Source organism: Fodinicola feengrottensis, from assembly GCF_039530045.1.
Lineage (GTDB): Bacteria > Actinomycetota > Actinomycetes > Mycobacteriales > HKI-0501 > Fodinicola > Fodinicola feengrottensis.
Window position 1 is genome coordinate 1 of record NZ_BAAANY010000032.1, and the last position, 23,080, is coordinate 23,080.

The 23,080-nt window shown below is 64.0% G+C and carries 29 protein-coding genes; 23 read left to right on the top strand and 6 right to left on the bottom strand.

Features of this window, described 5'->3' with window-relative positions; translation table 11 throughout:
- Positions 1 to 58: 58 nt before the first annotated feature.
- The 4 genes from ABD301_RS32955 to ABD301_RS32970 form a co-directional block, all read right to left on the bottom strand.
- Positions 59 to 1,663: a hypothetical protein gene (locus ABD301_RS32955; RefSeq protein WP_344314148.1), complete on the bottom strand. Its 1,605-nt coding sequence runs from the start codon at positions 1,661 to 1,663 to the stop codon at positions 59 to 61.
- Between the two features lie 96 nt (positions 1,664 to 1,759).
- Entirely contained in the window at positions 1,760 to 2,296 is a 537-nt protein-coding gene (locus ABD301_RS32960; RefSeq protein ID WP_163571201.1) for a flavoprotein, read from the bottom strand.
- Positions 2,293 to 3,519 (bottom strand): helix-turn-helix domain-containing protein, encoded by a 1,227-nt coding sequence (locus tag ABD301_RS32965; protein WP_344314149.1) that lies wholly within the window; start codon positions 3,517 to 3,519, stop codon positions 2,293 to 2,295. The genes ABD301_RS32960 and ABD301_RS32965 overlap by 4 nt, the downstream gene beginning before the upstream one ends.
- Before the next feature lie 265 nt (positions 3,520 to 3,784).
- On the bottom strand, positions 3,785 to 4,165 hold the full coding sequence (locus ABD301_RS32970) for a GntR family transcriptional regulator (protein ID WP_344314150.1): 381 nt from the start codon (positions 4,163 to 4,165) through the stop codon (positions 3,785 to 3,787).
- 124 nt (positions 4,166 to 4,289) lie between these two features.
- Here ABD301_RS32970 and ABD301_RS32975 point away from each other — a divergent pair, with 124 nt between their 5' ends.
- The 22 genes from ABD301_RS32975 to ABD301_RS33075 all read left to right on the top strand — a co-directional run bounded on the left by ABD301_RS32975 (position 4,290) and on the right by ABD301_RS33075 (position 19,853).
- Complete coding sequence (locus tag ABD301_RS32975) at positions 4,290 to 4,544, top strand: helix-turn-helix domain-containing protein (RefSeq protein WP_163571197.1); 255 nt, start codon at positions 4,290 to 4,292, stop codon at positions 4,542 to 4,544.
- 14 nt (positions 4,545 to 4,558) lie between these two features.
- The gene (locus tag ABD301_RS32980) at positions 4,559 to 5,518 is read left to right on the top strand and encodes a DUF2637 domain-containing protein (protein WP_344314151.1); all 960 of its coding nucleotides are present in this window, start codon (positions 4,559 to 4,561) and stop codon (positions 5,516 to 5,518) included.
- A complete protein-coding gene (locus ABD301_RS32985; protein WP_163571193.1) occupies positions 5,515 to 6,012 on the top strand; it encodes a hypothetical protein in 498 nt (165 codons plus the stop codon). The genes ABD301_RS32980 and ABD301_RS32985 overlap by 4 nt, the downstream gene beginning before the upstream one ends.
- Positions 6,009 to 6,305, top strand: coding sequence for a hypothetical protein (locus ABD301_RS32990; RefSeq protein WP_163571191.1), 297 nt, complete (start codon positions 6,009 to 6,011; stop codon positions 6,303 to 6,305). The genes ABD301_RS32985 and ABD301_RS32990 overlap by 4 nt, the downstream gene beginning before the upstream one ends.
- Entirely contained in the window at positions 6,302 to 6,865 is a 564-nt protein-coding gene (locus ABD301_RS42615; protein ID WP_425552006.1) for an RRQRL motif-containing zinc-binding protein, read from the top strand. The genes ABD301_RS32990 and ABD301_RS42615 overlap by 4 nt, the downstream gene beginning before the upstream one ends.
- Positions 6,783 to 7,196 carry a WhiB family transcriptional regulator gene (locus ABD301_RS42620; RefSeq protein WP_425552007.1) on the top strand — a complete coding sequence of 138 codons (414 nt, stop codon included), beginning with the start codon at positions 6,783 to 6,785 and terminating at the stop codon, positions 7,194 to 7,196. The genes ABD301_RS42615 and ABD301_RS42620 overlap by 83 nt, the downstream gene beginning before the upstream one ends.
- Positions 7,197 to 7,433: 237 nt before the next feature.
- The gene (locus ABD301_RS33000; protein ID WP_163571188.1) at positions 7,434 to 7,862 is read left to right on the top strand and encodes a hypothetical protein; all 429 of its coding nucleotides are present in this window, start codon (positions 7,434 to 7,436) and stop codon (positions 7,860 to 7,862) included.
- Between the two features lie 43 nt (positions 7,863 to 7,905).
- The gene (locus ABD301_RS33005; protein ID WP_279581783.1) at positions 7,906 to 8,298 is read left to right on the top strand and encodes a hypothetical protein; all 393 of its coding nucleotides are present in this window, start codon (positions 7,906 to 7,908) and stop codon (positions 8,296 to 8,298) included.
- 10 nt (positions 8,299 to 8,308) lie between these two features.
- On the top strand, positions 8,309 to 9,082 hold the full coding sequence (locus tag ABD301_RS33010) for a hypothetical protein (protein ID WP_344314152.1): 774 nt from the start codon (positions 8,309 to 8,311) through the stop codon (positions 9,080 to 9,082).
- Positions 9,083 to 9,177: 95 nt separating this feature from the next.
- A complete protein-coding gene (locus ABD301_RS33015) occupies positions 9,178 to 11,250 on the top strand; it encodes a P-loop NTPase family protein (RefSeq protein ID WP_344314153.1) in 2,073 nt (690 codons plus the stop codon).
- A 98-nt stretch (positions 11,251 to 11,348) separates the two neighbouring features.
- A complete protein-coding gene (locus tag ABD301_RS33020) occupies positions 11,349 to 11,792 on the top strand; it encodes a hypothetical protein (protein ID WP_344314154.1) in 444 nt (147 codons plus the stop codon).
- 50 nt (positions 11,793 to 11,842) lie between these two features.
- A complete protein-coding gene (locus ABD301_RS33025; protein ID WP_163571174.1) occupies positions 11,843 to 12,187 on the top strand; it encodes a hypothetical protein in 345 nt (114 codons plus the stop codon).
- Positions 12,188 to 12,244: 57 nt separating this feature from the next.
- Positions 12,245 to 12,742, top strand: a complete 498-nt coding sequence (locus ABD301_RS33030; RefSeq protein WP_163571172.1) for a Pycsar system effector family protein — start codon at positions 12,245 to 12,247, stop codon at positions 12,740 to 12,742.
- Between the two features lie 29 nt (positions 12,743 to 12,771).
- Positions 12,772 to 13,218, top strand: coding sequence for a single-stranded DNA-binding protein (gene ssb / locus ABD301_RS33035; RefSeq protein WP_344314155.1), 447 nt, complete (start codon positions 12,772 to 12,774; stop codon positions 13,216 to 13,218).
- Positions 13,219 to 13,263: 45 nt separating this feature from the next.
- Entirely contained in the window at positions 13,264 to 14,031 is a 768-nt protein-coding gene (locus ABD301_RS33040; RefSeq protein WP_163571170.1) for a GGDEF domain-containing protein, read from the top strand.
- Positions 14,032 to 14,088: 57 nt separating this feature from the next.
- Positions 14,089 to 14,454, top strand: coding sequence for a hypothetical protein (locus ABD301_RS33045; protein ID WP_163571169.1), 366 nt, complete (start codon positions 14,089 to 14,091; stop codon positions 14,452 to 14,454).
- Positions 14,455 to 14,538: 84 nt separating this feature from the next.
- Positions 14,539 to 15,096 carry a hypothetical protein gene (locus tag ABD301_RS33050; protein WP_279581778.1) on the top strand — a complete coding sequence of 186 codons (558 nt, stop codon included), beginning with the start codon at positions 14,539 to 14,541 and terminating at the stop codon, positions 15,094 to 15,096.
- Between the two features lie 76 nt (positions 15,097 to 15,172).
- A complete protein-coding gene (locus tag ABD301_RS33055; protein ID WP_344314156.1) occupies positions 15,173 to 15,892 on the top strand; it encodes a hypothetical protein in 720 nt (239 codons plus the stop codon).
- Positions 15,893 to 15,956: 64 nt separating this feature from the next.
- Positions 15,957 to 16,805, top strand: coding sequence for a DNA adenine methylase (locus tag ABD301_RS33060; RefSeq protein ID WP_279581777.1), 849 nt, complete (start codon positions 15,957 to 15,959; stop codon positions 16,803 to 16,805).
- Positions 16,806 to 16,835: 30 nt separating this feature from the next.
- The gene (locus tag ABD301_RS33065; RefSeq protein WP_163571165.1) at positions 16,836 to 17,300 is read left to right on the top strand and encodes a hypothetical protein; all 465 of its coding nucleotides are present in this window, start codon (positions 16,836 to 16,838) and stop codon (positions 17,298 to 17,300) included.
- Positions 17,301 to 17,440: 140 nt separating this feature from the next.
- Positions 17,441 to 17,794 carry a hypothetical protein gene (locus ABD301_RS33070; protein WP_344314157.1) on the top strand — a complete coding sequence of 118 codons (354 nt, stop codon included), beginning with the start codon at positions 17,441 to 17,443 and terminating at the stop codon, positions 17,792 to 17,794.
- Between the two features lie 91 nt (positions 17,795 to 17,885).
- Complete coding sequence (locus ABD301_RS33075) at positions 17,886 to 19,853, top strand: DUF3987 domain-containing protein (protein WP_344314158.1); 1,968 nt, start codon at positions 17,886 to 17,888, stop codon at positions 19,851 to 19,853.
- 426 nt (positions 19,854 to 20,279) lie between these two features.
- Here the strand turns inward: ABD301_RS33075 and ABD301_RS33080 are convergent, their stop codons facing one another.
- Entirely contained in the window at positions 20,280 to 21,614 is a 1,335-nt protein-coding gene (locus ABD301_RS33080; protein ID WP_344314159.1) for a hypothetical protein, read from the bottom strand.
- A 36-nt stretch (positions 21,615 to 21,650) separates the two neighbouring features.
- Positions 21,651 to 21,899 (bottom strand): hypothetical protein, encoded by a 249-nt coding sequence (locus ABD301_RS33085; RefSeq protein ID WP_344314160.1) that lies wholly within the window; start codon positions 21,897 to 21,899, stop codon positions 21,651 to 21,653.
- A 627-nt stretch (positions 21,900 to 22,526) separates the two neighbouring features.
- Here ABD301_RS33085 and ABD301_RS33090 point away from each other — a divergent pair.
- Positions 22,527 to 22,949 carry a VOC family protein gene (locus ABD301_RS33090; protein WP_344314161.1) on the top strand — a complete coding sequence of 141 codons (423 nt, stop codon included), beginning with the start codon at positions 22,527 to 22,529 and terminating at the stop codon, positions 22,947 to 22,949.
- Positions 22,950 to 23,080 lie beyond the last annotated feature (131 nt).

A 23,080-nucleotide genomic window follows, 5' to 3' on the forward strand; every position in this document is an offset into this window, starting at 1 on the left:
GGCGAGTGGAACTACACAATCAAATCAACTGTTTGAAATCTTATATGATTCCAGCCCCTTAGTTTCGATCTCGGCCGCGAATCGCACGTGCCAGCGCATTTTTCAACTCAACTTCAGGGAATTCATCGACGGTTTCGAAAGTTGCTGCCATGATGACGGACGACTCAAGGCTACTGACAAGCCCGAGAACTTGCGAGATATTCAGTTCCGGCTCCAGTGCGACTACGTCGTCACTCGGAAATCCCCACTTCTCCACCAATGGCGCCGCCTGTAACCAGCTATTCATTCGTTGATGATCCAGTCTGGCGCCTTCTGCAACTCTGACCCGAAGGCGGGAGGAGCGAGTTCCTTGAACAACCTCGTTCTCCCGAGCCAAATAGATATCCTGCACCCAGCTGGGAAGCTCAGCGCGACGACTATCTATCTGCTGAGCAAATTCATCGCATTCCCGGAGGTGCTCCCGCTCGTCACGAACTCGCCCAGTCGCTACACGCGCCGCAACGGCATCCGCATCAATCAGTACCTGCTCAACCGCCGCCACAAGTGCTTCGACATCGACTCCACTTGTCACCTCGGCATTAATGTTCCAAGATGCAGCCGACCACTTCGTGCATCCTGGAATCGCCAACGCCGCGAGACCATCGTTAACGGCTAAACTCCAGTCTTGAAAGAATCTGAGGTTCAACGGCGGCAGATTCACAAGAGAAAACGACACCTGGAAAGAAGTTTGACCTTGCCCTACTGAGATCGGTCGCACCTCAACCTCATCCAGATACGCCGGCCCATCCGCCTCCCTGGTCCTCGAACTATGTTCATTCTCCATCCAGCGTTGGCGTCGAAGTCCGGGCGAGACCATCATTGCAGCCACCGCTTCCCATCTCACAATCCACCAGAACGCGAACACCAGCGCCTGTCGTGCATCATCCAGACCAATCATAAATGAGGGCGTCTTCTGCAAGGCGGCAAACCAGGTATATTCGGCAGGTTCCATCGCAAAGGCTTGAGCAGCTGCAGCATTCCGTGCAGCCACGATCATCTCATCTAACTCTAGCTGTCCCGCCGCTTGAAGACGAAAAGGACGCTTAGCGTGCGTGTCGCCAAAATAGTTTATCCACTTCCTATATGCGGGGGTAAACGCGCGCCAGACCTCTTCGACAGCAGAGCCCGACTCCCCTTGCTCAAGGAAGTCTTCAGCAGCGTGCAGGTGCGCCGCCATCTCAGGATCAGCAACAGCTTCCGCGAGGTGCACATTTTCGATATTTACTTGAAAGACAACTCGAACCATAGACGAAACATAGCGCTCGGTTGCAATCATCCAACCGGACATCCTGATCGGGTCGGGCCCAATCCCCTCATGCTGGGCAATATTTCTGGCACGATGCAACTTCCACACCTCGGCCCATCCGTTATTTGCAGGCATGGAGGTGGCGAGTTTTCCCTTGACTCGACTATAGATGGTTTCGATTCCATCTTTTGACTTGATTTCAATCCCTTGCAGACTCTGCGCAGCCATATGCGTGATACGCTCATTAACCGCGTCAAGGAGAATCAAGGCAGTCAATTGACCAACCCGGGCCGTCGTACGCGCGGATTGTTGCGCATGTCTCAACATCGCCCGAAGCTCCACGAGAGCCTTCGCGTCACCGGGATCAAGTAGCGTCATAGTTCATACTACCTCTGCACTCCCGTCCCAATCGAGAAGCGGCATCGGCGTCCGATTCTCGGGCCCCAACCTTTCTGGGCTCAATCTCGAAGACGCCTAGAGTCCGGGATACAAGGCGGCGTCAAGCACACCCACAACCGCCGGCCAATCGAACGTAACCAGGCCATTGCCAAGTCGGGATGTTAGACGCTCAGAGTTTAAAAAATGGACTCCGGAGGCCGTCAAGGTTCGGACATTTGCTCCGTACGCCGGATGCTTGCGGAGGGCATCCTTAGCGCACGGTGCCGAAAAGATCGGGATTCCCACCCCCAGCAACTCATTGAGAACTCCCAAGGCCAGGGTGTCGCTGACGCCCATGGCCCATTTGTTGATCATATTGAAGGTCAATGGCGCTCCGAGCACCACATTTGCCTCAGGCAGCGGATCCTGATCACCAGGACGGCGCGGATACACTCGAACGGCCGCCCTCGTTGCCTTCTCCAACCGAGGTACGTCAACCCAGCCAGCGGCTGTAGGCGTCAAAATGAGACAGACTTGCCAGCCACATTCTTGAAGGAGAGATATGGGTATCTCGATCTCCAGCACCGGCGGCGCGGCTGCCGCGATCAGGTAAATGACTTTGTCCTCGCTCAATGCAAGACTCCCGACCGCTGGGCAAGTGGGCGCAGGCCTGGCGTTGCGGACTTTCGCTCCCGTTTGAGGAGTTCTCGCAGCATCTCGCGGACGATGATGTTGTATCGCAGCGTCTGCGGCGCTACCCGCTCGGCTTCCATCAGGTTGATGACGACGGCTGAGTCGTTGCGGTGCTGGGCGTACGCCCAAGCGGTGTCGATGTGGACCTGGGCGCGACGGCTGCGAAGGCCTTCGGGAAGGCCGGACGTGTCAACGTCCTCCGCGATGCTGATCGCCAACTGCGCGTCGCCGAGTTCCGCAGCTGCGGAAACCTCGTGGATGGCCACGTTCGTCGGGCCGAATCCTGTCCAGCCGTGGTTGCCGTCATGTCCAAGTGTCTCGGCGAGCTGCCGCGCGCGGCCGAGGCGCTCGGCTGAGGCCACTCGGTCACTTCGCCGCCCGGCCATGACCGAGGTGATCAGGAACAGCGCGCCGCGAACGGACAGGCCCATCGGCGAGTCATCGGTGAAGCTTTCGGCCGTCTCGATCGCGATCCGCTCCCCCTCCGCTCCCCTGTCGAACCGGTAGAACGCAGACGCGAGCTGGTACGCGGCGGCAGCTTTCAAGATGGGCGAGTCGAGACGAAGAGCCGCGGTCACAGCTCGATCGGCCGCGACCCACGCGAGCCGGCCGTCGCCGACCTTGGTCACCAGCTTCGCGGTAGCCACGTACGCCTGGTGCTGAATAACGAGCGCTCGGCGGAGTTCGTCGCCGGTTGCTTGCGCGACGGCGCTGTCGATGGTCGTGATGAGACTGGGAAGAATCCGGGCGGCTGAACCGTAGTCAGCGGCCTGGTAGCGGCGGTGAGCCTCGACCGTGAGCTGGTCAAGGTCCGCGAGATCGGCGACTACGGGACCGCTGCCGAGCAGAGCCGGATAGGCACTGAGCGCCTCGCGTACGCGCTCCATGCCGTCGAGTTCCGGATCGCCGTTGGGCGCAAACTCCATACGACGACCGGACAGCGTCTCAACGTCCGTCTTGAGGATCTTCGCGATGTCGACGAGAACCGAGAGGCGGTCGACAGAGCGGATACCGCGCTCGACCTGCGACAGCCAAGACTCGGAACGGCCGGCGAGTTCGGCCAACTCTCGCTGGCTCAGGCCGCGCCGGCGGCGGTAGATACGGATGCGCTCACCGATCGGGCCTTCCATCACCATCCCGCCACTCTCCACCGGCCTCGCCATGCCAACCCGCACTTTTGTACGGGTCCCAACTTCACGTTCGTACGTCCCACGACGTTGCGCATCGTGTGCGTCTGATGCCCTCAGAGTACGTCGCATCGGTTCGACCCACGACGTACGAAGGACTGATCGACGATGACCAACACCGATCGCGACCGGCCCCGCCGGCCGCAGCCGGCGGCCAACGGATTGACCAATCTGGAACGTGCACGGATCCTCCGTGAGCTGCGTTCACTTGCCGTCGCCAGCGACTCAATGCGCGAACGAATCAGTCAGTTGACGGCGGCGGTTGAGTCGGGTGACCGACCAGTTTCTCCAGCTCAGCCATGCGAGCATTCGTCGCGCGAACCTGGTCGGCGAGAGCCCGGATCTCAGTCATGATCGCCACGTATTCGGCACTCGGTTCAGGTTCGGCGTCCATGTCGCGTACAAAGGTGCCGCGGCCATGGGAGGCCTCGACTAAACCTTCAGCACGCAGGATGTTGATTCCCTTTTCGACCGTCGATGGCGTAACACCGAACCTCTTGCCGAGTGCGCGCCACGACGGAAGTTGCTGCCCGCCACGCAAGGTGCCGGCCTGGATGTCTTGTCGCAGCTCGTCCGCCACCTGCACGAACGCCGGACGCGGGTCATCTGCCTTCACGGTCACTCGAAGACCGTAATTGAGCTAGGGCACTCCCGTCTCGCAACCCGCTCAGCCAAACCCTTGCCAATCGATTGACCTAGTGTACTCTCGTGCACACTAGTCCAATCGTCGCCTACGGAGGAACCAGATGAAGACCGAGGTCAAACGGGAGATGGCGCCACCGGCGCCGCGTTTTTACACGGTTGCCGAAGTCGCGCGGATGCTCAGCATCTCGACGCGGATGCTCTACACCGCGATCAACAACGCGGAGTTTCCGGCCGTACGTATCCGTGGTCGGTTCGTCATTCCGGCCCGCGCCATCAACGAGATGGTGGCTGCTGCGATTCAGGCTCACGGGCTCGTTGACGCCTCCGACTGGGTCGCCCAGGACGGAGCTGCCTGATCATGCGGCCGCCGATGAAGTCACTCGATCGGGCTGAGGCGCGACGGCTCTCGCCGGAGCGGCTCGCCGAGTTGACCGAGTCCATAAACGACTACACCGCGATTCCGGTCGCGCCGGTCGTCAAACCGGCGGCAGTTGAGACCGCGCCCGAGCGGGCTCGGCGGCGCTGGTTCGATCGCCGCCCGCAGTCGGCGCCTGTTGACCGCGATCAGGTCGCCGTTGATCGCATCGTGCTGGTTGCGGCATCGGTGATCTCTGTTGCCGGCGTCGCTTTGATTGCCGGCGCGATCAGCTTCGGACACATGCATGACTGGGCCGCCGTTAACGGTGAGCCGGCGTGGCGCCAGCCGTTGTTCCCGCTCTCGGTCGATGGCCTGGTCATTGCGGGATCTGTCGTGCTGCTCGCCGATTCGCTGGCGGGGCGCCGCCGCGACTGGCTCGCTTATGTCTTGGTGACCGCCGGCGCGGCGGTGAGTGTGGCCGCCAACGTGCTGCACGGCTGGCACCACCCGATCGCCGCGACCGTCATCGCCGCATGGCCGCCGTTGTCACTGATCGGCTCGTACGAACTGCTGATGCGCCTGCTGCACCGTCTACGCCACCCGCAGATGGCGACCAAGAAGGCGTCCAAGTCTTCCGGGACCCCGGCCGCCGGCACTGGCCCGGTCGAGGTCCCGGACTCCACACCAGCTGTCGCCGCCGCAGCCAAGGTCACGGCGCCGGTGAACGTGCAGCTGCGCAAGCGGCCCAAGACAACCCGCCCGAGACGGGCGAAGACGGCAGCGGTCATCGCGCGCTCAGATGCCGACTTGCTGGTCATCCTCGCCGATCCAACCCTGACCCCTCGCGACGCCGACGGCTCGGTGTCCGTGCGTGCCGCAAAGACAGCGCTGGGCATCGGCGCCGACCGCGCCCGCCGGCTACTGGCCGAAGCCGACCTGCTGCGTAACCCGAACGGAGGACCCACCTCATGACCAGAAACCGCCGGCCGCGTGCCGACCTGATTGCTTGGCCGAACACCACAGCCATTCCCACTCCGCCTGCCGGTCATCCGTACGCGGCGGCGCTGTGGCTGCTCGGTCGCCACCCGATGTTGGCGCGGCTGGTCGCTCGCGTTCCGGACCTGGTGAGCAGGGACGGTCAAGGGCGACTCGGGTTGGACCTCGACGAGCTCGCGCTGACCTTGGTGACACTGGACCAGCACCGATCGGCGTGGAAGCGATACGAGCGCGATCACCGAGCCCCGTCTGACGATGCCGCCTACGACCAGTGGCTGGCGGCCGGACCATCCAGTACCCCGCAGGTCGACGCGATCTCTGTGATGAGTAGCTCCGAGCTGACCAGGGTCCGTCTGCTGGGCACCTTCAGCACCGTTCGAGTTCCATTCCGAGTCGGTGACCTCAGCAGCTTTGACGCCGAGGGCGTCACGCTGTTCGCCGACTGGTGCACCGCGGCGGCCCAACAATGAGCGCGGACAGCCGGCCGGCCATCGAGGCACGGCATGCCTGGGCCGAGCGAGAACTGACCGCCACGTTGCGAACCCTGATGCGGGTCGCCGAGTCCGCACGGACTCAGACCGAGGTCGTTGTCGACCTCACTCGGCAGGAGGCCGAGGTACGACCCGGCGCTACTGCCGGAGAGAGGCCCGTGCTCGACGACGGCGCGTACCTCGCGGCCCTGGACAAGTTGACCCGGGTCCGTTCCGTACACGCCGCCGTCGAAGCCGAACTCGCCCATGCCAGCGTCGGCGGTGCCGCATGAACCCGCAGACCGAACCGCTGTACCGGGTGTGTACCTGGTGGGGCCGGATTCCGTTGTCGGAGTCCACCGGCCTGACGGCAACACAGGTTCGCGAGATCGAGCGAAACGCGCGCCTTCTCGGGCACGACGTGACGACCGAGCGAGTACGCAACAATTCCGCAGCTCAACAGCCAAAAACGGCGCGTCCGGGTACGTACCTGGCTGTGGAGCTGGAAAGCGCCAACATTTGGCGTGGGCTTCCAGTCTGGGACTGGAGATGCGCTCCGGTGGGGTACGCGACACGTCGCCAGCTCCGTGAGACCGGACTCGCTCCCGGCGGGCACGAACCTGCTGGTGCGATCCGCCGCGGCGACCGACTTTTCGCGTGGCTGTACCGGATCGACCTCTGCGTCCCAAAGCGCAAGCCAACCGCAGCGCAGCTCGCCGCGATCAGCAAGGCAACCGCGGCTCGACGTACGTGCTGCGACTGCCGCCGAGATGCCGGATACGTACTTCCGCTGGTTTACGGCGGCAGATGCATCGACTGCTACGAAGGGAAATCCAGTGCCAAAGCTGCGTAAGCCCGCGATCACTCTCCACCGCATCACTCCGGCGGTAACCGGTGTGATCGTGCCAAGGACGCGCAAGGGAAGCGATCCGGTACGCACAGCGGTCACTATCCCGCCGTTTGTAGATGGAGCCATATGTGCGCAGGTCGATCCGGAGATCTTCTTTCCCGAAAAGGGCGGGTCTTTCCGAGACGCGAAGCGTATCTGCGCAATATGCCCTGTCCAGCGCGAATGTCTCGAATGGGCGGTGGAAAATCGGGAGCCGTTTGGGATCTGGGGCGGTAAATCAGTTAGCGAGAGGCAGAAAATTCGCGCGGCAAACAGCCGTTCGGCTGCGGCATAAGGGGAATCGAATGAAAAAGGGAGCACGCGACCGAGAATCTCGGCGTCAGGCGTGGTTTCGGGATCGGATTCAGTCAAGAACGGCGCCCACCGAGCAGCTCTCTGCCGCATTCGAATATCTCCAGGCGACGCTGAAAAGGCTTCCCGAGGAGGACGCGGATCGAGCCGCTCAGACGATCTGCCGAGACCTCATCGCAACGACCGAGTCCCTTGCAAGCAACAAAACGAAGGTGGCCTGATGAGTGTGGAGTTCACTAAGCGTGATGAGGCAGCCGAAGATGCGGCAGCACTATCGGCCGTCGACTCGGCGCCCAACGCGGAGCCGCGTCGTGCGGGCACGCGCGCGAGGATACCGCCCGTTTGGATCACGGAGCGTATTGCGCGATGGCGTGCACTGATCGCCGATCGAGAGCGCATGGCGGCAACTGTCCAGGTATCGCTATGGCGCGAAGCGCCAGCATCGATAGCTGACCTTGCTGGTTACGCGAAAGCTGCGCCGTGGGCTGGTGACGACTCGCCGGTTCTCGCAGCTTTGGGGCGGCTTTATGCGATCGGAATCGGGATTCCTGCGTCGGTTCTCTTGTACGCGCTGGCGTGGGTTTTGCAGCGTCCGATGCGTTTGTTGTTCGGTCTGTTTGTCATTGCCGTTGTCTGGCTGGCGAGTTAGGAAAGGTCGGGTATTCGAGATGGTTCTCAGCACGATTGGTGGGGTGATCGCCCTCGCACTGGCGGGAGTGCTGTTTTACCTCAAGATCTTCAAGAAGACTACGGCCGCATTGACGCTTGTCGGTGGCACGGCCATTACAGGTGGTATCGGCGGTCACATCTTGACCTCGGCGGTCAGCTGGACATCGACGATGGTCGGCCACGTTACCGCCACGGTAGTTGGGATCGCAGTTCCGTTCGTCCTCTCGCTGGTACTCACGGTCATCTACATCCACGACATGTGGCCCAAGAAGGGCGCAAAGACGCGAACGGCCGGTATCGGACTGGTGCTGCCCATCTTGGCACAGGGAATTCCGGGCTCCGTCGGCGCGACGTTGACCGGCGCGATCGCGATGATCGCTGGTCTTTTGTCAGGTTTCATCGGATCGATTTTCTAGGTGGTGCGTGATGATTCTGATTTGCGCGTGTCTGGCGTGGGCCTTGATGGGTGCCGGCAAGCAGTTGCTGGCCGATACCCGGTCAGGTATCCGGCAAGGGATCACGAAGGTCAAGCGGGACGCCAGTCGGAAAGCCGCTCAGATCCGCCGCTCGCACAGCTGGTTGTCGCCGGTGCGCTGGGCTCTGGCGGCTGGCACGGGCGCCCTGACCGCGTTGAAGATTACGACTCGGCTCAGCCGATCGGCTGGCAAGTCGATTCGTGCCGGTTGGGCCGATGGGTGGGAGCAAGGCCGCAAGAAGCATGCCAAGTTCGCGGCCCGCCGTCAGGAGAAAGAGCAGGCCGCGGCTGCCGAGTGGGACGCAAGCCACAGCGGCGTTCCGACGGAGGAGGAAAAGAGACCGGAGACGACAGCGAAAACACCGGCCGGCGTTCTGACCGGTGAGCACCAGCCAACGCATGCCAAGAACGACGAGAAGGAGTTGACCATGGCGGTATCGGGTGAGGCGAACAACATCGCTCAGACGCGTGAGGCGTTGGACGCGATAGTGAAGCAGGCGCAGGGGTTCACCGAGACGGTGGATCAGTTGGCCGCCGGTTTGGCGACTCAGGACGTGGATCCGGACACCATCGGTGAGGTGATGGAGATTTTCGAGGCCACGAACGGGTTGCGGTCGGCGGCGTACAAGGCGCTGGCTGGTTTGAACCAGCGCCACGGCGCGATGGAGGAGGCGGTCAACGCCACCCCGCACGCGGCCAAGACCGACTTCTACAAGCACTCCTAGATTCCGCACAGGGAGGCCGGCCGGACCACTGCACCCGGCGAGGCCGGCCACCCATTCTCGTTAGACGGACCTAAAACTTTGGAGGTGAGACCCCGATGATCGGCAAGCCACTGGGAAAGGCGAACCGCCGCCAGGTGCGTAAGATCGCCAAGGCCGTGAACAAGGAGGGCCGCCGTACCGCCCAGGACTTCGCCTCGATGTTCTCCGGGCAGATGTCCGGCGGGCAGGCCATGGTGCTGGTGGGCGGTAGCAAGCCCGCCCGCGGCAAGCGCGCGATGCGGACCGGTCGCCGGTTGGTGTGGCGGTACCGGCGCCAGCTCGCGCCGATCCTGGGCATCGTGCTGACCTGGCTGGCCGGTGCTGTGATTGCGGGCCGGCCGGATGCGACCAGGTCGGTGCTGGTGATCGCTCCGATCGCCGCCGGGTTGCTGTGGTGGGCCGGGCGCCGGTGGTTGCACCTGGACCGGGTCGCCGAGCGCCTGTACGCCGTCGTATCCCTCCTGGCAGCCGCTGGGTGGCTCGCGGTCGCCGCCGGGTACGGCGTTGGGCGACCGATGCCCGCGGTGTTGTGGCTCGGTGGGGTGGCGGTGGCGTTTCCGTGGTGGTGGCATCACCGCATCCGGGGCGTGCAGGTGGTCGCGGACAGCTCGGTGGTCGAGATCTTCAACGAGCGGGTCGGCGCGTCGGGTTATGCCCTGCCGGGCGCGAAGTTGACCGATGTCGCGTCGATCAAGAACGGCTGGGCTGGGGTGATCAAGCTGCCGCCGGGGAAGTTGGCGACGCAGAACGCGATCAGCGCGACCGAGATGGTGATGTCCGCGTACGACGCCGAACCCGGCTCCCTGGTCATCGAGCCGACCGCGTCCGGTCGAGCGTCCGAGGCCCGGCTGATGGTGCTGTCGCAGAACCCGCTGCACGACACGCTGCCGTGGCCCGGCCCGGGCGAGTTCGACCCGGCGACCGGGATCGCGCCGATCGGGATCTACGCCGATGGTGAGCCGGCGCTGTACCGCTTCTACCAGCCCGGCAGCGGCGCGGTGCACGACCTGATCGCCGGCGCGATCGGGTCCGGCAAGTCACGCCTGGTCGACGAGCTGCTGGCGTACGAGCGGGCGTCCGGACTGATCGTGTCCTGGGTGATCGACCCGCAGCGCGGCCAGTCACTGCCGGACTGGATGGACAACGTGCCCTGGTCAGCCCGCGACCTGGAAGAAGGCATGCGGATGATCCGCGCGGTGCACCGGGTGATGCTGACCCGCAACGCGTACTTCGCCACCATGTCCTGGACCGACGACAAAGGCCGAAAGCGCCGCGGCAAAGCCCACTTCGACCCCACCCCGGACATCCCACTGCTGTCGGTCACCATCGAAGAAGCCCACCAACTGCTGCGCCTGGAGCAGGCCCGCGAGTTGGTTGAGGACATCGCGAAGATGTCCCGCAAATGCGGCGTACGGCTCCGGCTGATCGTGCAGGTCCCGCTCCTGGACCAACTCGGCGGGTCAACCACCATCCGCGACTCGTTGGCCAGCGGCAACGTGATCGTGTTCCGCACCGCCAACCCACTCTCGGGGCAGGTGGCATTCAACGGCACCATCCCCGTCGACCCACACCGACTGCCCCGTACGTTCCCCAACGGCCAACCCACCGGCGGCATGGGCTACCTACTCGGCGCCTCCTCCCGACCGGCACCAATGCGCACCCACTACGTCGATGACCCGTTCCAATGGGCCACCCACGGCACCCCAGTCCAGCTGGACAACCTCTCGGTCATGGCCGCCGGCCCCGACTACGCCACCCGAGCCGACCGCAAAACAGCATTCGACGACTTCGCCGCCGTCGTCGATGCGTTCAACGACCTCACCGACCCCGCCGCCGTCGCCGCGGTTATGAACCGCACCGCCGGCACGACCGACGCCCTCAACACCACCGACAACGCCACCGGTGGTGGCACCGCGGCCGATGTGGTGCTCCAGGTGTTGACCGAGCGCGGCGAGGAGATGAAAAAGGGCGAGATCGCGCAAGCCGTCAACCGGGTCAGCGGACATTCCCTGCGTACGGTTGGCGACGCGCTGGCCAAGCTGATCACCGACGGCCGGGTCCGCCAAAGCGGCCACGGCCGCTACATCCTCACCGACCCGGACACCACCGAAGAGGACACCGCCGCATAGCCCTGCGGTACGAGTCTTCCCTATCTCGGAACAGAGCCAGCACCGCGCATTCTCCCCGCTATTGCACACATTCCTTGAAAGGAAGGGTGAGCGAAGCCATGCCAGAAAACAGCTCCTTGAGTCAGCGAAGCGAGTACACGGCCGGTTTGAGGGCTTTAGCCGACCTGCTCGACAAACACCCGGAAGTGCCACTCCCGTACAGCGGCCGCAGCGCGTTCGGCGGACATCTCACCTGGATCCTCGCCGGAGACACCGATCAGCGGAACGTTCTCGCCGACATCGCACGGGCACTACCCGGCCCGGTGCACAAAGTCGTTCGCGGTGTCGCGTTCGACCTGAAAGGCGCCCTTCACGGCCTCCACGTCCTGGTCATCGCCGACCGCGCCGAGGTCTGCACCCGACGCGTCGTCGGGATCCGGGAAGTGACAAAGGAAATCCCCGACCCGGCCGCTCCCACAGTGACCGTCACCGAGAGCGTCGAAGACGTGGTCTGGGACTGCCACCCATTGCTGAGCAACAAAAACTGCCCCACCCAGACATGAGTCACACACCCCCACATGTCACCGGACTGACCAGTAAGGAGACCACCACCGTGGCCACCACCAGAACCATTCACCGCAAGACCACCCGCGCTCCAGTCCAGTGCGTTGCACGGTGGCCGATCCAGAAGCCCCTGGTCGTCTGCTCCGGCGGGCCACTGGATGCCCGCTGGTATTTCGCGGACGACTTCACCATCCAACAGAGCGCCGCGGTCCGGCTCGGCGACACCGCCGACCGGCCGGCCGGCGCCGCACTGGCCTACCACCCCTGCACGCCGTACCGCGGCACCGGCCACCCGCAGTTCGACCTCGTCGGCCAGGTCCTCACCTACGACCCGACCTACCCAGCCACACCGGGCGACCACCAGCCCACCGACGCCCCACTCCGGGCCGCCTGACCACCCAACCAACCACCCACCCCGACTTTCCGCGTTCTCATCGAAAGGAACCATCTCGTGCAGTCCATCGACCACCGGGCGCAGCTAGCCGGCGACACGGCCACCATCCGTACGGAGTTGACTCGCGCGGACGGCAAAGCCGCCGCCCTGCTCGGCCTGGCCGGCACCATCCTGACCGTCCTGCTGGCCATCCTCACCTTGAAGCCACCCACGGCCGCCGCGACGCTCACCGCCGTCGCCGGGGCCATCACCGCTGCAGCCGCGGGAATGTTGGCCGCCGCGATCCGGCCCCGGCTCGGCGGCACCGGCGGAGTCCTGGGCCACGCCGGCGCCACCGTCGAGCAGTTGACGGACCCGTACGCCGGCGTCCATCCCATCGACCTACCCCGGATCGCCGAGCGGTACGCCCGGGAGGCGGACGAACACGCCGCCGCGGAGCTGATCTACCTCGCTGGCGTTGCCCGGTCGAAATACCGCCTCATCCGCGCGGGTGTCGACCTGCTCATCGCCACCGTCGCTGTCGTTGCCCTCGCTGGCATCACCACGGTCCTCTAAATCCGTTCCAGAGAAAGGAAAAGATCGGCATGTCCATCGACCCCACCATGGTGATCGTCGGAAATCTGACCGAGGATCCCGAACTGCGGTTCAGCCCCAACGGCACCGCGTGGACGGTGTTCACCGTCGCGCACAACAAACGCCGCCGTGACAAGGCCGGCAACTGGGTCGACGGCGACCCGCTGTTCATGCGCTGCAAAGCCTGGCGCGAGATCGCCGAGAACATCGCCGCGTCCCTCACCCGCGGCAGCCGCGTCGTGGTCTCCGGCCGGTTGGAGCAGTCGCACTGGGAAACCGCGACCGGTGAGAAACGCAGCTCCTACGGGCTCGCCGTCGACGACCTCGGCCCGTCCCTGAAATTCGCCACCGCCACCACCAAAAAAGTCACCCGCACCAAACCCACCACCACCGGTGGCGGTGCGGCTGGTGATGACCCGTGGACCAGCGAACCGGTCGATAACGAACCGCCGTTCTAACCCGCCCTTCTGATCCGCCTACGAGACAACGAAAGGACAGCCATCATGAACATCCGGGGCACAACTCACACCCTGCTCCACAGCGACGTTCTCGCGACGGTCGCCGGCCTCGCCGCCGGCAGCGCCGCGGCAGCTGCGACCGGGTGGTACCTGACCCGTACAGCCCGCACCATCGCAGATCTGCACGTCGAGGTCACCGACGCGAATCAGCGGGCATTTACCGACCCGTTGACGGGACTGGGAAATCGAGCCGCGTTCGACGCAGCGGCCCGGGACACAGCGCAAACGTGCCGAGCAATGTTCGGCCGGCCGTTGGTGTGCCTGCTGATCGACATCGAAGCGTTCAAGCAGATCAACGACACCCACGGCCACGCCGCCGGCGACCGCGCCCTGATCACCACCGCGCACGTCCTGGAGGACCTGCTCAACTCGTACGGCACGGTCGCGCGTATCGGCGGCGACGAGTTCGCGGCCATTCTCGCCGCACCCACCGACCAGGACCCGAACGCGTGGGCCACCCGGCTGGCGTGGGCGGGCCGCACCGCCCTGACCCGCCTCACCCAGGCCGCCGGCGGTCCCGTCGTACGGATCACCGTCGGCATCGCCGTCGCCGACCCGCAATACGTCACTTGGCAGGCCCTGCTCGCCCGCGCCGACGATGCGATGTACCGAGCCCGAAACCGGGACCTCGCCGTCACCCACCAACCGACCGACGCCGACGAGCCGGTTGTCACCTACCGGCCGAACATCCGGCGCCGCGACCAGCGCCGTCCCGGCACGCCCTTGCAATTCCGGCAGGTGACAGCCGCCTGAGCCCGCAACTTTTCACACCCGCACACCAATTCCCACGACATTTTCAGGAGAGCACATATGAACACCCCAACCATCGGCACCGACGACAACGCCGACCCGTACACCGATGAGGTCCAGCTCGTCCGGGTCATGAAGGTCACCCGCACCCAGTACGTGCTGACCAAAATCACCAGCGCGGTCTCAGACATCACCGGCATGGTCGTCATCGGCGCCCTGGCCCTGCTCGGTCTCTACTACGCCACCGGCCCCGGCCCCATCGCCCGCGACCTGGTCCTGCGGATCGCCATCATCACCGGCGGTGTCGCCCTCGGCGTGATGATCCTGGCCCTTGGCAGCGGCGAACTCCGCCGCTGGCTGCGCTATCGCCGCTACTTCACCGACGCCGCCGAGCACGCCACCGAATCCAACTCTCACCAGCCCTAACCCCCGTCGGCGTGGGCCGTACACGGCCCACGCCCCCATTCGGCACACCTTCCCTCCACCCACAACAAAACCAGGAGTGAACACATGAGCTGCGCACCAAATATCACCGAAACTCGCGCAGTACTACACGCCATCGCGACCACCGCACTGGAATTCGCCAACGCCGCCGACACCATGGCCGCAGCGCTGTCCGCGAACGACCTGGACACCGAAACGGTGAGCAACCTCATGGACGTTTTCGAGGCCACCAACAGCATCATCCACGTAGCCCACCACACCCTGAACAACCTGAACCGACGCCACCAAACGATGGAAGAAGCCGTCAACACCACCCCCAACGCAGCCAAAACCGAGTTCTACCGACACGACAACGAGAACTCCAAAACCGCGCCACCGATCACCGCGAGCGAGCCCGACACCGCCGCGGCGACCATCGCCGCGCATCTGAGGGCGACAGACACCGAGGAGGCGGGCGCCGCGTTCCTGGACGCCCAGCACCTGAACCGGACGAGCCTGCTCGCGATCGCTGCCGAATTGGGACTCACCCGCGTGAACAGCCTGAGCCAGACAAAGCTGAGACAGCGAGTGCTTAAGCAGGCCATCGGCGCCCGCCGTAAGTTCGCCGGCCTACGCAAGTGGTAGCTAGCGCGCCGCCCACGTCATCGACGTGCTGATCACCGCCACCTTCTCACCCCTGCCAGACAGGAGCCCGTTGACCATGCCCTTCCTTGTCGACGCCACCCAGCTCCGCTACGCGATTAGCGTGATCACTCCGCATCTGAGCCCCGACCAGGACGACCTTCCCATCCTCACGCACGCGCTCGTCCAGTTCACCGGCACCGACATGTGGCTCTATGCCACCGACCGGTTCACGATGGGCGCCTACCACCTCCAACCGGCCCGCGACAGCCAACCCACCGGCGCGCCGTACCAACTCACGCTGTCCCACCTGGACCTGCGCCTGATCCGCCGACTGGCCGCCGACCCCGACGTGCACCAGCTCACCCTCGACGCCGTTCACCCCGACACCGCGCCGGACGCCGGGCGCGGCACCGAATGGATTCTGGAGGTCAACGCCGGACGCTACCGGTCGCCGATCAACTACGCCCGCCCCGCGACGTACCCGAATTTCCGGGCAATCATGGAGAAAAGCGCGGCACGTACTACCGCGGTCGGCACGCTGCTCGACGCGTACGTCTCGCCGGAATATCTGGCCAGGTTCGACAAGCTCACCGGCCCGGTCAAACTCCGCGCGGCGGGCAGTCACAGCAACGACTCCAGCCGGTCGATGCCGTTGATCGTGGGCGCTGGTCGGTTCGTCGGGGCTATCGCCGTGATCAGTCGCGAACGGGTGCCCGACCAGGTCGCGTTCACTCTTCCACCGATCAATCAGCCCGTTGCCGCACCAAACGCGGGCCTCGGTGGTGGCTCGTGCTGAGGCTCACCGACCTGTTCTGCGGGGCCGGCGGATCCAGCTCCGGCGTGGCTGAAGAGGTGGCGCGGTGAACGTCAAGCCACCGTTCGCGTATTACGGCGGGAAGACCCGGATTGCCGCAAGGATCGCTGAGCGGATGCCGGCGCATCAGCACTACGTCGAGCCGTTCGCGGGCTCGCTGGCGGTCCTGTTGGCCAAGCGGCCGGCGGCGATGGAGACGGTCAACGATCTCGACGGCGACCTGATGCTGTTCTGGCGGGTCCTGCGTGACCGCACCGCCGAGCTTGTTCGTGCCTGTGCACTCACACCGCATGGCCGCGCCGAGCACCAGGCGGCGTACGACCTCAACAGTGCTGACGAGGAAATCGAGCGGGCGCGGCGGATCTGGGTGTTGCTGTCGCAAGGGTGGACCGGTGGCTTCACGCGCACCGGCTGGCGTCTCTACCTCGATCCGGCCGGATCGGGCACCTCGATGCCGGGCTACCTCACCGGCTACGTCGAGCGAATGGCCGCGGTCGCCGAGCGGCTTCATGCCGTCAGCCTGGAGTGCCGGCCGGCTCTGGAGATCATCGAGGCGTACGGCGCTCACAAGGACGTGCTGATCTATGCGGATCCGCCGTACCTCGGATCGGCGCGCAACAGCGTGAAGTACCGGCACGAGATGACTAGTGACGCCTCGCACCGCGAGCTGGCTGCCCTTCTGACCACGGCCCGGGCCTGCGTCGTCCTGTCCGGCTACCCATCGCCGCTCTACGACCAGCTGTACGCGGGCTGGGACCGCGTCGAATTCCACGCTGTCACCGCGCAAGGCGGCGCCGGCGGCCGCCGCACCGAAGTGCTGTGGAGCAACCGTCAGATCAGCACACCGAGCCTGTTTGGTAACCAGCTCGCCAGCCTGTTCGACCAGATCGCCTAACTCATACAACCGGAAATGAGATCAACACTGATGTCGAAAACCATCATCGCTTCCGAGTTTTCCACCGCTGTATCGGAAACCGCGCTACCGGACGAAGTCGAACCCACCTCGATCTATCCCACCAACGTGGTCAAGGGCGCTTCTACCACCAAAAACGGACTGAAGTACCTCGATCTCGGAGAGGATGGCGACCACCTCATCATCCTGGGCCCACCGACCATGGCTGAGATCACGGCAGCAATGCACGACCGGGCCGTTGCATTGGGACTCAGCGACGACGACGTTCCCGACGCGCACGACTTCCGCTACACGTACGTCCGGGAACTCACACTGTGCCGTGACCACTCGACGTTCAACGCCGAGTGCACGCGTTGCCGCTTGGTCGATGACTTCGGGAGCTGGTTCGACTTGTCAGGTCCCGACGAACGGCTAGCGGATCCCACCCAGGCGGACTACTTCCCGACCGCACTTTGGTCATCTTTTCAAGCTGGATAGGAAAAGAGTCGGAACAGCCACCTCTACCCGCAAGTGATCGCCGCCCGAAAGAGGAGAAATTCGATATGTGCAACGACAACGCTCCGACCGACACCGACCAGGTGTGCGAGTTTTGCCGGTGGGACCGGCCGCGATTCCAGATGCCTGACGGGCGCCTGGCGGGTTTTGAGGTGGTCAGTGTCTGCGCCGAACCGGCGTGCAGTATCCCGATTCACCGCGGCCTGTTCCACCTGTGTGGTGACTACCCGGGCAGTAATCGGGGGTGTGGCCGGTTTTTCTGCCCGGCGCACCTGTACGTCGGGCTGCCGTACGGATCGCAGCAGTGCGGCCATTGCAACGCCCAGCCCGTGGTCGACCTCGCCGATACCAACCAGCGCCAGCGGGTCGCGGACGCGTCCGGTGTCCCGGCGCACCTGCTCGCGCCAGCCGGCACGGTGCCGCCGCTGCCGCCGCTGCCCGAGGGCGGTCGACTACGGCCGTCAGCGGCGGCTTGAACCCGGTTTCCTTGCCGCCTCAAGGAAACGGCGGCGTACGGCCGGCGAGCGAGCATGATCATGGGCGCGAGAAAGGGTGGGGGAGAGCGACGTGGCTGAGCAGATGCCGCCGCACGACGCCGACGCTGAGGAGAAGGTCCTGGGTGCGGTGATGCTCAGTGGCGCCGTGCTGGACGAGTTGACCGAGCTGACAGGCGAGGATTTCTACCGGCCGTCGCACGCGGTGATCTGGTCCGCGCTCACGCAGTTGCACACCGCCGGCCAGCCCACCGAACCGGTCGCCCTGGTCAACCACCTGGTTTCGGCCGGCGAACTGGACCGCGCCGGCGGTATCGGGGCCATTCATGGCATCCACCGGAGTGCCGTAGTGCCGGCGCAAGCGGGCTACTACGCGAAGATCCTGACCGATCACACCCGGCGCCGGGCGATGATCGCGCTCGGCACCCGCATAACCGACGCCGCAACGTCTGGTCGGGACACAGACGACCTGCTGGCCACCGGCCGCGAACTGCTCGCCGATGCGCCGACCGGCGCGTGGCCGGAACCGTTGCCACTGCCGGAAAAGCAGGCTCTGCCGGTGTTCCCGACCGAGGCGCTGCCGGACTGGCTCGGGGAGTATGTCACCGCGGTCGCGGACTTCTTCCAGGTCCCGGTCGACCTGCCCGGCTCGCTCGCGCTATCGGTGCTGTCCACGGCGGCCGGTGGGCGGGTGCAGATCCAGATCCGACCCGACTGGATCGAGCACGTCAACGTGTTCACCATGACCGCGATGCCGCCCGGATCAAGGAAAAGCCCAGTGTTCAAGGCGTTGACAGCGCCACTGCTCGCCGCCGAGGCAGCGCTTGTGGAGCTTTCGGCGCCGAAACGTGAGGAAGCGTTGGAAGCGCGTCGCCGCGCCGAGGCGGAACTCGCCAAGGCCCGTACCGAGGCCGACGACGCCACCGGCGGGATTGAACGGGACCTGGCCACCCAGCAGGCGATCGAGGCAGCGCTGCGGCTCGAAGAGATCGTGGTGCCGCCCAAACCGATCCTGGTTGAGGACGACATCACCTCGGAAACCGCAGCGTCCCGGATCGCCGAGCAAGGCGGCCGGCTGTCGGTGATGGCTCCCGAAGGCACCATCGTGGCGTTGATGGCTGGCCGGTACGGCGGGAAACCCAACTTCGAAGTCTTCCTACGTGGCCACGGCAACGACCGGCTACCCGTCTCGCGCCAGAACCGGCGGGAGGTGATCGAGAGCGTCTGCCTCACCGTTGGGCTCGCGCTGCAACCCTCGGTGCTGCGGGAACTGCGCAGCATTCCCGACGCCGGTGGCCGCGGCCTGCTCGGACGTTTCCTGTACTCACTGCCGCCGGACAACGTCGGGCTCCGGCGGGTGCGCGACGTTCCGCTGATCCCGCAGCTGCTCACCGAGGAATACCAGCACACCGTCAAAACCCTCACACTCAGCCTCGAACCTCTCGCCGAGCCGGTCATGGTGCAGGTCACCAAGGACGCCGACGACCTCGTGTTCGACCTCCAGGACGAGGTCGAGAAGCTGCTCGCGCCCGGCGGTACGTGGTCGCACCCGATGATGCGCGAATGGGGCTCCAAATGGGTCGGGTCTTGCTGCGTACGCATCGCCGGCCTGCTGCATGTCGCCGACAACTTCCGCGACACCAAAGGCGGCGGCTACGCCCAACCCCTCACCCGGGACACCCTGCTACGGGCTGAGCGGATCGCCCGCTACTACGCCGAACACGCCCTGGTCGCTTTCGACGAAATGCAGGTCGACACCGCCGTATTCGGCGCCAAATTCGTACTCGACTGGATCACCCGCAACAACAAGACCACGTTCACCCGACGCGACGCCTACTACGCCAACCGACGCACCTTCCCCCGCGTCGACGACATCATCCCCGCCCTCACCCTGCTCGACCAGTACGGCTACCTCCGCGAATACGTACGCACCGCCGGCGCCAAAGGCGGCCGCCCCTCCACCACCTACCTCGTCAACCCCGCCATCACCGGCACCGCCGGCGGCGCAGCCGCCGATGTCATCCCGCTGCGTCCCGCCTGACCGATCAGCGCGGGGTATCCAATCGCCGCGGTGCAGGTTTTGTGTACAGGATCGGGGTTTTGTGTACACCCAACGGTCTCCAGGAAACCCTTGCCAGCAAACGCGTACACAAAACCCACAAAACCTCGACCGAACCTGAACCATTATCGAGACTGAACCGATCGAGAACGGGTTTTGTGTACGCCAACCGGGTTTTGTGAGTTTTGTGCGAGGGTCGATCGCCCAACCAGGCGCCATCCAGGCCAGAGGTTCTGTGTACGGAGCGGCGTACACAAAACGATCACAGAACCTCACAAAACCTCAACCAAGCCCCGAATGCCCGAATCGGGCAACGCGAGGCGCGCCCAGCACCTGGCTCGCCAATTCGGCCATGGGAGTTTCGTGTACAGCCGCCGTACACAAAACCTCACAAAACCGTGCACTCGTCTAGACCCAGGTACGAACTCCCAGACGCAGATCATCGAAGAGACCGTCCACCTCATCACTTGACTGCGGTTGAAATTGGTCCCGCAGGGCGATGATTCTCCAAGCGGTCTCCCGAACCGCCTGCCGATAACGATCGATGAGCTCGTCTTGCTCGATCTTGCTGCTCTTACCGCCGTGCGCGATTGCGCTACGGATAGAATAGAACTCATTGAATTCTTTGCGGCGGCCCAGGCGCTCAGCCGGCGCACCACTTAGGAAGGCATAGCGATCCGCCAACGCGCCACCTGGCATCGCCTTCTTGCCACTTACCAAGGCATCCATGCTTACACCAAGCGCAAGCGTCGAATGGTCACGTTCTCCAGTGAAATGGGATTCAGAAAACCACCTTGCGGCCACCCGAACACTCAATGACAAAGGGTCATTCGCCAAGCAGGAGCTCACCGCTTCACGCAAGTACGGCTGCGCGAGCATCGCGCCCAGCGGCACGGGCTCAGCTCCATACCATTTCACAGTTCGCGTTACTCCAAAAGCGTTGAAGAGAACCGGCATGGAGGCGAGTTCGAGCGACCACGGCTTTCCTTTCATTCCACTCTGAACCGAGCCGCGCTCAAGCGTTAGACCCCGAATACCAGGTCGGTTCGTGGCTCCTCTACGAAAGACTTCGAACCGAGGAAGATCACGTTCGAGCAGGATAACAAGGTCGACGAGATCACGAAGGTTTCTCTCAGACTGCGACAGCGCGAGCGACGACTGCCCGGGCGTCCAGCAGGCTAGTGCCACAGGGTGGACGCGTCCGTGACTCAAGCGCGGTTGAATCTGGTCCTCAAACCAACGATCTGCTTGGTCGTCCGACACGACCTGTCCCGCACCGGCTCGATCATTGATCAACTGGAGGAAGACTTTGTCAGCTTTCCCCAATACCACGTTACCGAATGCCATTGGAGGCTCGTCCCAAATTACATTTGCGACCAACTGGAGCGTCAATGCTGGAGGCGCTTTGCGGAGTCTTTCCAAACTACTCGCGAGCAAACCAGAAGGATCTGACCCATAATGCAATGCCACTGTTAGCGATCCAACGATCCCCCAGAACTCCTCCTCACTCCAGCGCGCCTGAATGGCGGGCTCACGCGCGAGGCGCTCGACAGCGTCCTCCCAGTCTGGAAGCACATCAGCAGGGATAGTCGCCGAACCGCGAGGCCCCTTCAAAGCAGCACCGTCAGATCGACGGTATCCGGGATCGCACCACCCGTAATCCCACGGCTTACGATCGGGAACTTCCTGTACTCGTATTGCCGCGTCTAGGATCGCTTGCACTACGTCGATCTTCCTAGACATGAGGCTCCTTCTCAGAAGATCTGACGCATGCTGGCTCTATCTCACTGCGGTCACGAAGGTCTTGAGGACGCTACGGTCGCCGGCGTAGCGGATCTGGAGCTCGAACTCGTTGATCCGGTCGTCGCTCCAGCCGTCTCGCCGGATGGCGTCGAGTAGGAGCGTCCGCAACTCGTCGGCATCGTCGGGATCTGCCTCGACGACAAGGTTCATCAGCTTGTCGCCCCTGCGTACGACCGTCAGCTCAAGGTTCTTGCGTCCCAATGTCCCGACCTCCCGTCTCGTCATCGGACTACCCAACGCAGCCCACCGTACGACAGGAAGCACGCGAAGGGACCGAGGTAGCCACTGCCCAGTTTGGAGAGCGACCGACCGGCGACTACAGAACGTGACCAACCTGCGGAACATCTTCCCCACCGCTCCTCGACCGGAACTCGGCAAGTCGTGGTTCCGGTCGTGGTGCGAACTTGACGGCACGGCCGGCACAGGATGCCGCCGTAGTGACGCTAGACTTCACTGTATTCGCAGGTAGACACCGGTTTCCGCAGTGTCGGGCGGCCTCCTAAAGCGGGTGTCGGCAGTTCGATTCTGCCCGGGGGCACCATGCGTGACCAGCACAAACAAGCCCCTGACCAGCCGAAAAGGCGGTCAGGGGCTTGTTGTCTGTGTCCGGCTAGAACCGATGATCACCGATCATCCTGGCCGAATACGAGCCAAGGTTGGCCGGCGTTCAGCGGTGGTATGAAGGCGATCCCCGGTGTTCGCGCCCTGGGGACACCCTTCTGGGGAGCAACTCCTGGATCACCGGACCATCCCAAACAAGAAACACATCACTTGCTCAAGACCAGGACCAAAACAGTCCAGGTCTGGCTCTAGGCTCATGCCATTACTGCTCCTAGAAAGGAACCCCTGACAATGATAGATCACGTTATTCTGACGGTGAGCGACATGGACCGCTCAATCGAGTTTTACAACCAGGCATTGAAACCCCTGGGCCTGAGCCACCTCATCGACTTCGACGGTTCGACCGGCCCGGAAGGACACCCCGACCTCAAGGGATTCGGCAAGGACCACACGTACCCGCTCTGGCTACGCGCGGGAGTCAGTGCCGGACGTGCCGCCCATGTCGGCTTCACCGCGCCCTCCAAAGAGGCCGTCAACGCGGCGTACACCGCCGCTATGGCAGCCGGCGCGACCGACAACGGCGCACCCTCGGATCGGCTCTACTACGGTCCCGGATACTACGCGGCCACTGTCTTGGATCCCGACAGATACAGCCTCGAGTTCACCTACAAAGAATGGCTCCACCCGACCGGTAGCCGAATCGACCACGAGTGATGACAACCAGGACGACCGCTGCCACGACCGACGCGATCAGCTGCGCATGCAACGAATTCCGGAAGGCGTCCAGCGCCGGGAACATCGCCGGCCATCCGCCCCAGAGCGTTCCGAGGATAAACGTGCCGACG